The 12749-nt window shown below is 42.0% G+C and carries 14 protein-coding genes and 3 tRNA genes; 15 read left to right on the forward strand and 2 right to left on the reverse strand.

Annotated elements, in window-relative coordinates; all coding sequences use genetic code 11:
* Positions 1-18 precede the first annotated feature (18 nt).
* Genes flgA through WC407_RS01090 form a run of 11 tightly spaced genes read left to right on the forward strand, consistent with a single transcriptional unit; the run spans position 19 to position 9014 of the window.
* Positions 19-882, forward strand: a complete 864-nt coding sequence (gene flgA / locus WC407_RS01040) for a flagellar basal body P-ring formation chaperone FlgA (protein WP_373020199.1) — start codon at positions 19-21, stop codon at positions 880-882.
* Positions 879-1409, forward strand: a complete 531-nt coding sequence (locus WC407_RS01045; RefSeq protein WP_373020204.1) for a UbiX family flavin prenyltransferase — start codon at positions 879-881, stop codon at positions 1407-1409. Before flgA ends, WC407_RS01045 begins: the two co-directional genes overlap by 4 nt.
* Entirely contained in the window at positions 1402-1893 is a 492-nt protein-coding gene (gene coaD, locus WC407_RS01050; protein WP_373020206.1) for a pantetheine-phosphate adenylyltransferase, read from the forward strand. The genes WC407_RS01045 and coaD overlap by 8 nt, the downstream gene beginning before the upstream one ends.
* Positions 1878-2459, forward strand: coding sequence for a dTMP kinase (gene tmk / locus WC407_RS01055; protein WP_373020208.1), 582 nt, complete (start codon positions 1878-1880; stop codon positions 2457-2459). Before coaD ends, tmk begins: the two co-directional genes overlap by 16 nt.
* Positions 2456-3685: a histidine--tRNA ligase gene (hisS, locus tag WC407_RS01060; protein ID WP_373020210.1), complete on the forward strand. Its 1230-nt coding sequence runs from the start codon at positions 2456-2458 to the stop codon at positions 3683-3685. The genes tmk and hisS overlap by 4 nt, the downstream gene beginning before the upstream one ends.
* Entirely contained in the window at positions 3682-5511 is a 1830-nt protein-coding gene (gene speA, locus WC407_RS01065; RefSeq protein ID WP_373020212.1) for a biosynthetic arginine decarboxylase, read from the forward strand. Before hisS ends, speA begins: the two co-directional genes overlap by 4 nt.
* A gap of 9 nt (positions 5512-5520) precedes the next feature.
* A complete protein-coding gene (gene cysE, locus WC407_RS01070; protein ID WP_373020214.1) occupies positions 5521-6222 on the forward strand; it encodes a serine O-acetyltransferase in 702 nt (233 codons plus the stop codon).
* 22 nt (positions 6223-6244) lie between these two features.
* Complete coding sequence (locus tag WC407_RS01075) at positions 6245-7627, forward strand: COG3014 family protein (RefSeq protein WP_373020216.1); 1383 nt, start codon at positions 6245-6247, stop codon at positions 7625-7627.
* Positions 7614-7970: a DUF1425 domain-containing protein gene (locus tag WC407_RS01080; RefSeq protein WP_373020218.1), complete on the forward strand. Its 357-nt coding sequence runs from the start codon at positions 7614-7616 to the stop codon at positions 7968-7970. The genes WC407_RS01075 and WC407_RS01080 overlap by 14 nt, the downstream gene beginning before the upstream one ends.
* Before the next feature lie 12 nt (positions 7971-7982).
* Complete coding sequence (locus WC407_RS01085) at positions 7983-8603, forward strand: penicillin-binding protein activator LpoB (protein ID WP_373020220.1); 621 nt, start codon at positions 7983-7985, stop codon at positions 8601-8603.
* 3 nt (positions 8604-8606) lie between these two features.
* Positions 8607-9014: a glycine zipper 2TM domain-containing protein gene (locus WC407_RS01090; RefSeq protein WP_373020225.1), complete on the forward strand. Its 408-nt coding sequence runs from the start codon at positions 8607-8609 to the stop codon at positions 9012-9014.
* 25 nt (positions 9015-9039) lie between these two features.
* On the opposite strand, the gene WC407_RS01095 is transcribed toward WC407_RS01090, so the two are convergent.
* A complete protein-coding gene (locus WC407_RS01095; RefSeq protein ID WP_373020227.1) occupies positions 9040-10077 on the reverse strand; it encodes a bifunctional 3,4-dihydroxy-2-butanone 4-phosphate synthase/GTP cyclohydrolase II in 1038 nt (345 codons plus the stop codon).
* Between the two features lie 158 nt (positions 10078-10235).
* Here WC407_RS01095 and WC407_RS01100 point away from each other — a divergent pair.
* From WC407_RS01100 to WC407_RS01110, 3 genes are all read left to right on the forward strand, one after another.
* A tRNA-Gln gene (locus tag WC407_RS01100) sits at positions 10236-10310 on the forward strand.
* 10 nt (positions 10311-10320) lie between these two features.
* Positions 10321-10397, forward strand: a tRNA-Met gene (locus tag WC407_RS01105).
* Positions 10398-10457: 60 nt separating this feature from the next.
* Positions 10458-10534: transfer RNA gene (locus WC407_RS01110), tRNA-Met, on the forward strand.
* A 134-nt stretch (positions 10535-10668) separates the two neighbouring features.
* Here WC407_RS01110 and WC407_RS01115 read toward each other — a convergent pair.
* Positions 10669-11361, reverse strand: coding sequence for a recombinase family protein (locus WC407_RS01115; RefSeq protein ID WP_373020229.1), 693 nt, complete (start codon positions 11359-11361; stop codon positions 10669-10671).
* 201 nt (positions 11362-11562) lie between these two features.
* On the opposite strand from WC407_RS01115, the gene WC407_RS01120 reads away from it, so the two are divergent.
* On the forward strand, positions 11563-12579 hold the full coding sequence (locus WC407_RS01120; protein ID WP_373020231.1) for a hypothetical protein: 1017 nt from the start codon (positions 11563-11565) through the stop codon (positions 12577-12579).
* Positions 12580-12749 lie beyond the last annotated feature (170 nt).

The raw sequence follows: 12749 nt of genomic DNA on the forward strand, positions 1-12749 counted from the left end.
GTGTGTTACAATTGCACAATGATTAAATTGATCCTTTTAGCCCTTTTTTTTATCCACATTGAGGCATATGATCTTCAGGAAAATTACCTTTTTGAACATCAAGTTATCTATTCTAATGATCTCTTTCCGGAACTGCCACAAAAATTTGAACTCTTGCGTATTCCCGATGGAACGACGCACTATCGCATTAATGCTCAAGTACTTTCCAAATCTTTTGAACTCCATGGAATCGCTATCGATTTAGGTACAGTCCGTTTTGTCAATTTTACTCAACTCAGCCCCATCGATTTAACACTACTTGAGAAACAGCTCTCTAGCGCACTTTTAGAACACTATCCCACCATGATTATTGATCATATTCAAATAATACCGCACGGATATATCAAGTCTCTTCCCAAAAATTCCAAAGTCGCCTATGAACCAAAATTTTTTCAAAGTGCCAAAGGGACGTTTTATATTCCTGACGAACAAGGGATTCGTTACTATTTCGATTACAGTGTTACTGCAACCATAAATGTCCTCCATACGGCTCAAAAAGTTGAGCGCAAAGAAGTACTAAGCGATAGTAACGTTGAATCGAAGAGGATTCCCTTTAGCATGTTCAATGATTCGCCACTTACGGTTCCCCCCTCAAAACAGTATCGCTTTCGCACCTCATTTAAAGCAGGTACCCTTTTAACGGAGCGCAATATTGAAGAGGTACCGCTCGTTTTACGAGGTCAAAAGGTGACGGTAGTTATTCAATCCGATAGCGTTAGTGTAGAGTTTGACGCTACCGCAACGCAAGAGGGTGCACTGTATGATATGATTACGATCCAAAAAAATGACGGCAAACGTGTCAAAGCCAAAGTGATCGGAGAAAATCGGGTGGAACTTCTATGAAAATTGTGGTCGGTATCAGCGGTGCCAGCGGCGCGAATCTGGGGTTAAAACTGCTCCATGCCCTCCCAGCTTCGGTGAATAAGCACCTGATACTCTCCGAACATGCCCAAATCGTTTTGGACAAAGAAGAAAACCTAAAAGTGCATGAAAATCACGAAATTTGGGTTTCCGTTGCCTCCGGTTCTTATGGTGCCGATGCGATGATCATCACTCCGTGCAGCATGAATACCCTCGCCAAAATCGCATGCGGTATTGCCGACAATCTGATCACCCGTGCAGCAGCGGTCATGATAAAGGAACGCCGCACACTCGTATTGGCTCCAAGAGAGATCCCCTTTTCTCCCATTGCACTGGAAAACATGCATAAACTTTCCATGATGGGGGTTATCATTGCACCGCCGGTTCTTGCCTATTACGGAGAACAAAATACATTAGAAGAGATGGAAAATTTCATGATCGGAAAATGGTTCGATTTGATGGGTATCGAAAATTCTCTTTACAAACGATGGGACGACAGCCATGCATAAAATAGCACTCTACCCGGGAACTTTTGATCCTGTTACCAACGGCCATTTTGACATTATCGAACGAGGCATCAAACTTTTCGATGAGGTGATTATTGCCGTCGCTGAATCACGGGATAAAAAGCCGATGTTTAGCCTAGAAGAACGGGTTGAAATGACTAAACTTGCCGTAAAAGGTTTAGAGAGAGTTCGTGTGGTAGGATTTGACAATCTCACGGTAGAACTTGCCAATACACTCGGAGCTACGGTACTTATCCGAGGACTTCGAGCGGTGAGTGATTTTGAATTTGAACTGCAATTGGGGTATCTTAATAACTCTCTTGATCCCACGATAGAAACAGTGTACCTGATGCCAAAACTCAAACACGCCTTTATCAGTTCCTCCATTGTCCGTAATCTGCTTAAATTCAACGGGAAAACGGAACATCTCCTCCCAATCGCTGTCCAAAATGTTATCTGGAGCATGAAATCATGTACGTTGCAATAGAGGGGATCGATACCGCAGGAAAAAGCACCCAAATTGAGTGTTTACGCACCCTTTTTCCGGACGCACTCATTACCAAAGAGCCGGGTGGGACAACGGTGGGAATAGAGATCCGAAATATGGTCTTACACGGCAATCTTAAAAGTAAAACGGCAGAACTCTTCCTTTTTTTAGCTGATCGTGCGGAACATACCGAATCCATTATCGTCCCTAATAGGAATAAGCTGATTATCAGTGATCGTTCCGCAGTATCGGGAATGGCCTATGCCAGTGTCCAGAATTTGTGTGATGAAGCGACTCTGGTATTACTCAACCGGTTGGTGACGGGCGGCACTCTCCCTGAAAGCGTCTTTATCCTAAAGCTGACCCCCGAAGAACTCAGCTTCCGCCTCAGTCAAAAAGAGCACGATTCTATCGAATCGCGGGGGATTGATTATCTGCTTGCTATACAAGATGCCCTTATTTCCGCAGCCTATGCCCTAGGAATCCAAACCCATGTAATCGATGCGACACAATCACGCGATACAATTACACATGAAATCTCAACCCTTATAAAAGGAGCCTTATGATCCAATCTTTGCGTGGAATGAATGACATCCTCGTCGATGATTATGAACGTTTTGAATACTTTTTAACGACAGCCTCTGCCATCGCCAAACGTTACGGTTTTCATTACATAGAAACCCCTCTTCTCGAAGAGACCGCACTGTTTAAACGCTCCGTGGGCGAATCAAGCGATATTGTCGGCAAAGAGATGTATCAGTTCATCGACAAAGGGGAAAACGATGTTTGTCTTCGTCCGGAGGGGACAGCAGGAGTCGTCCGTGCATTCGTTCAGCATAAGTTGGATAAAAAAGGGGGGATCCACCGTTTTTACTACAACGGGCCGATGTTTCGTTATGAGCGTCCTCAAAAAGGGCGTTTACGTGAATTTCACCAATTCGGGGTTGAGAGCTTCGGAGTCGATTCGGTTTATGAAGACGCATTGATGATTATGATGGTTGCCGATATACTCAAAGCACTTGGGATCGGCTATCGACTCAAACTAAATTCCTTAGGCGACCAAAACTGTATGCCCGCATACCGAACAAAACTCGTCGCGTTTATCGAAGAGTGCGGTGACGCTATCTGCGGTGATTGTATCCGCCGCAAATCGACTAACCCTATACGTGTCCTGGATTGTAAAAATGAAGCGTGTCAAAACCTCTATACCCGCGCACCAAAACTGATCAACAACCTTTGTGAAGGGTGCCAGAGCGATTTCAACACCTTAAAAACCATTCTGGATCAGCACAATATCGCCTATGAAATCGATACGAATCTTGTACGCGGATTGGATTACTATTCCAAAACAGCCTTTGAATTCGTCAGCGACAATATCGGTTCGCAAAGCGCGATCGCCGGAGGGGGACGCTATGACCGACTCATCGAATTTTTAGACGGAAAACCCACTCCGGCTGTCGGATTCGCCCTGGGGATCGAGCGGCTTCTTGAGCTTATTGTTATGCCTGAGCCTGTGCGCGAAGGGTATTATCTCGGAGCAATGGACGACGCCTCATTGCCCCAAATTCTCCAAGCCGCCGAAGCCATCCGCCGTACCCAAAAAGCGGTCGTAGAATACGATGCAAAAAGCCTTAAAGCCCATCTTAAAGGGGCTGATCGCATTAATGCCCGTTATTGTGCCGTCATCGGAGAAAACGAACGTCTAGAGGGGACCATTTGGGTCAAAGATTTAGTTGAAAAACAAGAATCTGCCATTCCCCTCACCCATTTCACCACTAAAGAGAACGCATGAAAAATTACGGAATAGATATTTGGGGCGAAAACAATTTTATGATCGACCAAGGGAAAGTTAAAGTCAATTATAAAAGTTCCCCTTCTCTGCTTGAAATAACCCAGCAGATACGCAAAACCAATCTTCGCGGTCCGCTGATTTTACGTTTCCCCCATATTATCGGTAAACAAATCGATATGCTCTATTCGAATTTTCGCCGCGCTATTTTCGAAAACGATTATACGGGACATTTTCATGCCGTATTCCCGCTCAAAGTCAATCAATTCCCCGAAGCTGTCGATGCAGTGGTCGAACTCGGTGAAAAATACTGCTACGGTCTCGAAGCGGGTTCCAAAGCGGAGCTTGCGTTAGCCATGGCTAAAACACCGATCGGTTCTCCTATTACCGTCAACGGGTTCAAAGACGAAGAGATGGTTACGTTGGGCTTTATGGCGGCACAGATGGGACACAATATCACAATCACGATTGAGGGTCTCGGTGAGCTGGAGTGGATCATTGACGTTGCACAGCAATGCAATCTAAAAGTCCCACACATCGGTATCCGTGTCCGCCTCCAATCTGAGGGAAGCGGCATTTGGGCGAAAAGCAGCGGTATGAGTGCCAAATTCGGACTCACCTCTACCGAACTGATCGAAGCCATATCGATGCTCCAAGAGAACAATATGCTGCAGCATTTCAGTATGATCCATTTTCATATCGGTTCTCAGATGCAAGATATCGCCCCATTAAAGCGAGTGTTGCGCGAAGCGGGAAATATTTACGCCGAGCTCAAAAAAATGGGTGCGGACAACCTGCATGCCATCAATATCGGGGGAGGTTTAGCGGTCGAGTATTCTCAGCATACCTCCACCCGTATGCGTAACTACACCCTTGAAGAATTTTCCAACAGTGTGGTCTTCTTGCTGAGAGAAATCATGAACGCGAAAGGGGTAGCCCACCCCGATATTTTTACCGAATCAGGCCGTTTTATCGTTGCGGCACATTCTGTTTTGATTGCCCCGGTTTTAGAGCTTTTTTCACACGATTATCAGGCAAAATCGCTTAAGCTCAAAGAGCAAAATCCACCGTTGATTGAAGAGTTGCGAGAGCTTAATTCTCTCCTCGCTCCTCGTACCTGTATTGAGTATATGCATGATGCACTCGACCATATGGAATCCTTACTTACCTTGTTTAACTTGGGGCACATCGACTTGCAAGACCGATCCAATGCCGAAATTTTGGTCCATCAAATCATCAAAAAATCGCTTTATCTCTCTCAAGACAACCCTATGCCGGAGATCGAACGCCTTCAGGTCAAACTGCAAGAGCGCTATTTGATTAACAGCTCCATATTCCAAAGCATCCCTGACTATTGGGGATTGCAGCAGCAGTTCCCGATTATGCCGCTCGATCGACTCGATATCCCCGCTATCCGTGCGGCAAGCTTATGGGATATCACATGTGACAGCGACGGAGAGATTCGGTTCAAGCCCGAAACTCCTCTTTATCTGCACGATATCGATTTGGACGAAGAAGAGTACTTCCTAGCCTTTTTCAACGTCGGAGCCTATCAAGAGACCTTAGGGATGAATCATAACCTCTTTACTCACCCCAGTGAGTGTACGATCCTTATCAACGATAACGGGTATGAGATCGAAAACTTTACCGAATCGGATAATGTTCTCAATATCCTCGAAGATATCGGCTACGACGCCTCTAAACTTCTGACTAACCTTAAAAATAAACTCGCGATTAGCGACTTTATTACAGAAGAAGAAAAAAGTGATACACTTCAAAAACTAGAAATGTACCTCTACCAAAACGGATACTTAAGAACCACACGATAAGGATTGCACTTGGGACTTTTCTCAGAGATTGCCGAAGATTTTTCGAACGTTTATAAAAATGATCCCGCCATCAGTTCTCGAATCGAACTTTTCTTTAACTATCCGGGTGTTTGGGCCATTTTTTGGTACCGGATTTCCAATCGCCTCTATCGAAACGGCTTTCGTGCCGTTGCCCGCATATTGATGGGTATAAATCAGCTTTTCACCAACATTGATATCCATCCGGGAGCTACGATCGGCCGTCGTGTCTTTATCGACCATGGGTTCGGTGTTGTCATCGGGCAAACAACCGTGATCGAGGATGATGTACTCATTTATCAAGGGGTCACCCTTGGAGGGGTGAGCCTTGTCGCCGGTAAACGTCACCCTACGATCAAAAGCGGAGTCGTCATCGGTGCGGGGGCAAAAGTACTGGGAAATATCACCATCGGAGCCAATTCCAAAATTGGTGCAAACTCGGTCGTAGTTCGTGAAGTCCCCGACAACAGCACAGCCATCGGCATCCCTGCCCATGTCATCCAAAAAGGGCGAGACAAAGATCCGTTCAGTCACAATAAACTTCCCGATATCAATAAAGAGATGTTCGAATATCTCCTTCGGAGGGTTGCTGTTTTGGAACACTATATGGTTCAGGACAACAAAGAAATTTTAGAGCAAGATTTACAGCTTGAAAATATTTACGAATCGTTTATCAAGGCTATGAAACATTAATCCTCATTAGGATAGGTAACCAATGCGCTCCGCTGTATTAACGTTTTGCTTGGTAACAAGTTTTTTTTCTACTCCCAGTGCTCAAGCCGGATCTCTTAATGCACAGCAACTGCTTTCGGGGCTTTCAAAAAACACTTTTCCCTATACCCTTGCCACCCTCAGCACCGATACATCCGATAACAATCAATATTGGTATTGGCTCGATCTCGCACGATTGCAACAAGCCAACGGAGATTTCAATCTCTCTATCCAATCGTTTGAGCATGCGTATGCCATTCTGGATGAGTATGAAAACAGAGCAACTATCAGCTTGCGCAATGTGGGATCGTTCCTCGGTTCTGCTTTGTTATCAAAAGGGTCTGAGACCTATTACGGCAAGGGGTACGAACGGACTTTGATGCATACCCTCAATGCCCTTAATTACCTTATGATCGGAGATTTTGAAGGGGCGTCAGTTGAGATGAGACGGATGGAACAACGTCAAGAGTTTTGGCTTAAAGAGAGTGAAGAAAAAATAAAAGAGGCCTCCGAAGAAAAAGTAAAAGCACAGCGACAGGGGAATGATACCTCCTATATTCCGCAGGGGTATTCGATGGCGGCTATGCTCGAAGACAGCGATGTCCGATCTATGGCGAACAACTACCAAGACCCCTTTTCTTATACCCTTAGCAGTATTATCCTCGATATTTCAGGTCAATCTGCCGCATCCGGAAATGCCGGTGAAATTAGTCTCAAGCGGGCACTAGCCCTTAATCCGGATGTCTCAAAAGCATTTCTAAACTTACCGCAGAACAAACTTCCATCCCAAAAATCCAATCAAGCAACCCTCTCTTTGGCGAAAATGGATATTACCGTCATTGTACTTTCCGGAGAAGCCCCCTCCTTGAAAATTGAGAAAGTCCGTTTTCCCATCTTCCACGGTGCTGACTACACCAGTATTGATTTGCCTGCCTATAATCCACCCCTCAACGATCTTACATTGGTAAGCATTTCCACGGATAGACTGCGAATGCAGCCCCCTCGCCTCTTAAAAAGTAACGTCATGGCCTATAAAACACTCAAAGATGAACTTCCCGGAGAGCTTGCGAAATCGGTTGTACGTGCTACAACCAAAGCTATTGCTGCAAAACAGGCCTCGGATCATTTTGGAATTTTAGGGGGATTTGTGGCATCATTAGCAATGGATGCCGGAAGTTCATTTGCTGACTCAGGCCATCGAAACTGGGAAGTGTTACCCAATTCGGGGTATATTGCAAAACTTCAAGCGTATAAAGGTGAAAATCTCACCATCACACTCAACGGACAAGAAGAGAGATTTTCTCTCCCTTCGGATAAAAAAGGGGCTGTTGTTCTGGTCTCTTACCTAACTCCAGACAATATAAGGATTGACTATGTTACCTACTAAAAAAGTTTTAATCGCGCTTAGCGCATCTCTCTTATTCCTGGGATGTTCCTCCAAAGAGGTAAACATCATCGGAGATAAACGTGTCGATATCATCCAACATAAAAGCATAAAAGAGGGAAGTTTCCTGAAAGTCATTGCCGATCTTGAAAATGACGATTTTGATGAAGTGGAAGGGTTCGTCTACCGAATCGAATGGTTTGATTCCAATGGTGTCCTAAAAGATACTACTGCGTGGAAACCGATAGTTATTCATAAAAATCAAAAAGTTCAAATTGTCGAAATGTCTAATTTGCCGGAAGTGACCACCTATAAAATTGTCGTTTCCATCCCCGAAAAACTTTAAAAAGGATCTCTGATGCATTACACGATTAAAACATCTCTTCTTTTGGCAGCAAGTGCCACCGCCATTCTTATGAGCGGTTGTGCGACACCGGGAGGTGCAGGAATGGTTGGCTATGACTCTAAAGTCAAATACGGCGATGCCAAAGCAGTGGAAACGGTAACCGCAGATTTCGGCTCATCGGATTTACAATCAACGGCAGAAAGCATGACGCAATCACTCCTCGAAACACGTTATATCACGAAAGCGGCCCAAGCACCGAAAGTACGTCTCCGTACTGTCAATAATCTCACCTATGAGCACATCGACACAAAAGCCATTACCGATAAGATCCGGATCAAATTGCTCAAATCGGGGCAAGTGCGCTTTTTAGCCGACAAAGCCAATCTGGGTGAAGTTGCTGATGAACGAGATTTGACGACATCGGCTACGACAAAAACCCAACTCAAAGCGATGAGCGATGCGGACTACATCATCACCGGAAACGTCCGATCCATCAAAAAAGCCAATGACACCGTGCAAGATGTCTATTACAATATCTCCCTAGAGCTTGTAGATCCGCAAAGTGGAGAAATTGTATGGGCCGATGAGAAAGAGATCCGCAAAGTCACCTCCAAATCATCGGTAGGATGGTAAGCGATGAAAAAGTTATCTTTCCCGATCGCCCTTTTCCTATCATCGTGTATGGGATTGCACGCTGCCAACAGTGTCTTCATTGACGGACAAGAATATGTCCCCGTTCAAAGAGATACCGCTTCCCCCCAACAGACAGCTGTACCCTACCAAACTATGCAGCATGAAGAGTGCTGGTATGAACAAGTACCTATCAATGGAACCTACCAAGGGGGAAACAGCCCAAATACGGCAGGGGCAATCGTAGGCGGTGTTATCGGAGGGGTTATAGGACACCAATTCGGACGCGGAGGGGGCAATGCTGCCGCTACCATAGGGGGAGCCGTCCTAGGGACAGCCATAGGGGCTAACAGCGGCACCAGACAAACAGAACCTCAATATCAGCTGATACGAAAATGCAATATTATTCGATGAGTATGGGCGCTTTACGCCCTATCCCTTAGTTGCTTTCTGTCGGATTGATAATCTCCAAGACATTCAATCCGAATCCGCTTAATCCTGCGAAATCCGGTACTTTACTCTCCGATATTAGCCGCATATGCCGTACACCGAGTGTTTTCAATATTTGAGCACCGATACCGTACTCTTTCATATTCACCTGCTGATGGTTCGGTTTGTTTATAAATAATAATACCCCGCTGTTTTGTTTCAAATAATGGATAGAGTCTATCAATTGGGTATAACGGCTTTGATTGAGCAAAAGTTCAATATCAGGGATAACATTATGCACTTTGACGTTTGCGGTCTCTCCTGCTTTGTAAAAAACAACGGCACTGTGTCGGTTGTCTTGATGATCCAAAAATTCATATTTTTTTACATTGACGCCAAAAAACTCAATCTCCTCTTCGGAGATCGCTCGAACCAGTATTTCATTGGCCAAACGAAATTCGACAATATCCGAAATATAAACGGTTTTTAGTCCGTGTTTTACCGCAAAAACATCAAGATCATCCCGACGGGCCATCGTTCCGTCTTCTTTCATAATCTCACAGATAACCGCTGATTCTGCAAGGCCTGATAAGCGGCACAGATCGACCGATCCTTCCGTATGACCGATTCGTACCAAGGTTCCCCCCTCTTTGGCTATAAGGGGGAATATATGTCCGGGTGCAACCAATTCAGAAGGCTGAGAAATCGGATTGGCAAGAATACGGATCGTCATATCACGTTCTGCCGTCGAAATACCCGTTGTAGCCGCTGTTGCATCCACCGATACGGTAAATGCTGTTTCGTGCATCGAGGTATTGGATTTGACCATCGGTTCTAAATTCAGGCGCTTGGCAATAGAGGGATTAATCGCTACACAAATCAGCCCTTTTGCATGAGTAGCCATAAAATTGACATGTTCAGGGGTTGAAAAAACAGAGGCATAGACTAAATCCCCTTCATTCTCACGATCCTCATCATCGACCATAATAACCATTCGACCTTTTTTAAATTCTTCAATAGCGTCCAATACTCGTTGCACTGCTGACATTCAATACTCTTTTTATATTAATATAGTTAGGCAATTATAGGGTAAAAGGTTTAAAAATCAATGACAATCAAGAAAATGATATTTTTTATACAAGTGCATAAAAAGCACTTGACAAATTCTAGAAAAGTGTCTATAATTTCGGCCTCACAACACAATGTTGGGGTATAGGCAAATGGTATGCCAACAGTTTTTGGTACTGTAGATTGTAGGTTCGAGTCCTACTACCCCATCCAAATTTTATATCGCGGAATAGAGCAGTCCGGTAGCTCGTCGGGCTCATAACCCGAAGGTCGTAGGTTCAAATCCTGCTTCCGCAACCAAACACTAGATATTATTTCTTCTAATATTTAAAACACTTATCTTTACAACCACTTTTATGTCGCGGAATAGAGCAGCACGGTAGCTCGCGAGGCTCATAACCTCGAGGTCATAGGTTCAAATCCTGTTTCCGCAACCAAAAAATTCATTCAAAAACCTACTTTAAATTCATTCACTTCATGCCATTCAAAAACATCAAGGTACACCAAAAGGTACACCAAAAATTTTATGATTAAAATCGCCAATTCAAATCATAGGTCAATTACACTCAAATCAAATATTAAATTTAACCTCGTCATTTACTTTTTTCACGATATAAGCTTTTTTTGAATCGCGTTTTTTTGGTTTTTTTGTAAGTTCTTTTTCTTTTATCGCTTTTATATACTTGCCAATAGCTTGCGGTGTACCTGTTCCAATAGTTTCGCAAATCTTTTTTTTACTTATACCTTTTGAATACATCGTCATAATTTTTCTTTTAAATTGATCAAACTTCGATTTATATGTTTTGCCAGCGACTCGACCCGTCTTTGTTCCATTAAATTTTAATTTTTTTTTGACTTCTTTTGTCTTGCTATCATTTAGAGCTTTACTGATTTTATACATACCAAGAATCAAATAAATTCCACTGGAAGTATCATTTGGATCGATATGAATATTTCCTATGATGACATATAGTCTGCATTTTTTAAAATAAAGAGTATCCACCCTCTTTAAAATTCTATGAATTGAGTTACCTAAAATATTTAGGTGGCTTATCGTCAAACAGTCATGCTCTTTCATAGAATCAATCATTTTATCTATCTTTCTATCAAAACTATGTACATTTTTTAATGGATTTGATTGTTCAATTTTATAATCCTTAGTATTAATATTATTAATGTATAAATCTATCGCTTCATCTTGATCCCTTATTGCTTGTGAATATTCCTTATCAGAATATTCAACCTTATATATAATTTCTTCCAATTATATTCCTTTATAAAATAACAATATGAAATTAATATGGTTGTAATTTACATAAAATAAACATGCAGTATTTTAACATAAAATGAATTTTTATTGTAAACAATTAACGATCATAACTAGTTTTTTACTAGTATATAATGCAAATTTAAACCATTGTAATAGTATACTTTTAGCTATTTCTTTGAATCTTAGGAAGTTGATATGGAAGATATGGCACTCGAAACACTACTTTTAAATTGGTTTACTAATACATGTATGAATCATGAAAATATTGCTGTATTGCTAATCTCATCATCCCCAGTATTTAGTGCCAATGAAATGATAAATTTATTAAAAAAGTTTGAATCCACCATAGCATGTCATGTGAATGATTTGTCCAGAATCAAGTCTATTTCAGATCCTTATAAACATTTTAGAGCAAATGTTGGTAACAGTCTAAGAGTTGAGGATAATGAGCCCAATCAGCTCGTTAAAAATATGATATTCTTTTTGGATCATACGAGTATCACAAAAGTCGAATCATTGATTAAAATTTTTAAAGCATACAATAAGCAAATACTCTTCGTTTGTGCGAATGAAGCATCTCAGGTATTTAATAAAAATATAAAGGTTCTTCAATATGCCAATCTAGAACCTCAAAGTTTACCAGAGCGTTCTAATTACTACCTTGACGATTATAAATCCGATCCAGTCATGTTAGTAACCGATGGTGTTAAGCAGAATATGCAGACAATTCTCCAATATAGAATAGAGTTTATATCGTCATTGGGTGTGCAAACTTACCGTACTAATTATGAACAAATCACTAAAAATATAAACACTGATATCCAACTTTTGAAACATAAAAATATTTTGACATCAAATTTAGCAGTGCATATATATCATTTAACATTTTTAATAGCTAAAATCAACCCCACAAATGCAGGAAATTATTTTCGAGATGCTTTAGGGATTAAAAGTAAAACATTTAGCAAAAATAGCAAGAAACTCAAAAACTTTCCACTTAGCACATCAAAATCTTTTAAAGCCTATGACTTATCAATCGATATGAAACAGCATATAAAACTCGATATTGCTTCAAAATTAATACGATTTATTAAATCGCACCCTAATAAAGAATTGGATGCTTATTCTATTGCGACGATTACAGATACCTCTGTTGAAGAAGTTGAAGAACTGTTCGATTTGTATAAACGTCCCAAGACCATTCCAAGATAATTAGACGATTCAAGTAAAGTATGCAGTTTTAACTGCTCTTTATCCCAACTCGATCAGCCTAAACCGATTGAGGGCATAGGAAAATCATACACCATTTCAGTGCCATGTATTGAAATAGATTAGGTTTGTTTCTGTATAATATAAACACTTACACATTTAACTTGTAGCAA

It is taken from the genome of Sulfuricurvum sp., assembly GCF_041651515.1.
In the GTDB taxonomy this organism is placed as follows: Bacteria; Campylobacterota; Campylobacteria; order Campylobacterales; family Sulfurimonadaceae; genus Sulfuricurvum.

Bases quoted from the DNA above. Each gene is read 5' to 3' on its own strand.
- flgA (WP_373020199.1), top strand. From the start codon at position 19: ATGATTAAATTGATCCTTTTAGCCCTTTTTTTTATCCACATTGAGGCA.
- WC407_RS01045 (WP_373020204.1), top strand. From the start codon at position 879: ATGAAAATTGTGGTCGGTATCAGCGGTGCCAGCGGCGCGAATCTGGGG.
- coaD (WP_373020206.1), top strand. From the start codon at position 1,402: ATGCATAAAATAGCACTCTACCCGGGAACTTTTGATCCTGTTACCAAC.
- tmk (WP_373020208.1), top strand. From the start codon at position 1,878: ATGTACGTTGCAATAGAGGGGATCGATACCGCAGGAAAAAGCACCCAA.
- hisS (WP_373020210.1), top strand. From the start codon at position 2,456: ATGATCCAATCTTTGCGTGGAATGAATGACATCCTCGTCGATGATTAT.
- speA (WP_373020212.1), top strand. From the start codon at position 3,682: ATGAAAAATTACGGAATAGATATTTGGGGCGAAAACAATTTTATGATC.
- WC407_RS01075 (WP_373020216.1), top strand. From the start codon at position 6,245: ATGCGCTCCGCTGTATTAACGTTTTGCTTGGTAACAAGTTTTTTTTCT.
- WC407_RS01080 (WP_373020218.1), top strand. From the start codon at position 7,614: ATGTTACCTACTAAAAAAGTTTTAATCGCGCTTAGCGCATCTCTCTTA.
- WC407_RS01085 (WP_373020220.1), top strand. From the start codon at position 7,983: ATGCATTACACGATTAAAACATCTCTTCTTTTGGCAGCAAGTGCCACC.
- WC407_RS01090 (WP_373020225.1), top strand. From the start codon at position 8,607: ATGAAAAAGTTATCTTTCCCGATCGCCCTTTTCCTATCATCGTGTATG.
- WC407_RS01095 (WP_373020227.1), bottom strand. From the start codon at position 10,077: ATGTCAGCAGTGCAACGAGTATTGGACGCTATTGAAGAATTTAAAAAA.
- WC407_RS01120 (WP_373020231.1), top strand. From the start codon at position 11,563: ATGGAAGATATGGCACTCGAAACACTACTTTTAAATTGGTTTACTAAT.